Here is a 778-nt window from a genome sequence, read left to right as displayed (position 1 = left end):
TCAAGCAAGTGCATCACTTTGGCTTGTTTGACTGCGCGTCCAAAGCCTTGCATCAGTTGGTCTTTGCCTGATGGTGTTATTTGCCATTCGACGAGTGTAGCGAAGTCAGCTGGTTTTCCTTTACGCAGTGCGCTTGGGAGTGCGTTAGCAAAGGTTTCGCCTAACGGGTATTGATAGAACTGGCTGCACCATACTAACAAGGAGTAGACCGAGTCGGGCCATACAGGTTGGTTATCCAGCAGCGCTTTAATAGGCTTAAGCTTGTCGAACTCAAACTCTGATTCGTTCACTAGTGCGGTCACGATGCCGGTGAGCGTTTGACGACCAAAAGGAACCGATACACGTCCACCAATGATAGGAAACAGATGACCTGGGATTTTGTAGTCAAATTGTCTGTCTAAAGGGACTGGCAGAGCCACTCGGGCTATCGTTGGACGCATAGATTCGCTTGTTAATTCTGGAGAGTGCAGGGCGACCAGTCTAAAGGATAAGGGCGCTAAATTCGAGAAACAGTTCGCCGATGAAAGTGGTCGATGTACTTATGCAAAGCATAAAAAGGCAATAAAAGAAGAAATCGTATAATAGTGGCGAAAAAATCATCCAAACTGGTTGATCCTGCCTCACAGATTCATTACTATACGGCGCCTTAAAGGTATGGCTTTATCACGTTTTCGTGAGATGCGGTGTCTTTAATCTATTTTTTAACAACGTGTGGTGTCCGGCTTAGAATCGGATGGCGACACGGCCTAATTGAGGTTTTCCCATGAAAGTTGGTATC

Annotated in this window: 1 pseudogene; it reads right to left on the bottom strand. The window is 46.3% G+C overall.

Going from position 1 to position 778, the window contains the following annotated elements:
- Positions 1-440, bottom strand: a pseudogene (locus KIV40_RS29160) (primosomal protein N'); the annotation flags it as partial.
- Positions 441-778: the final 338 nt, after the last annotated feature.

Source organism: Vibrio sp. D173a, assembly GCF_030248475.1.
Note: the sequence above shows the minus strand (reverse complement) of the source record. Positions and strands in the feature narration are given on the sequence as shown.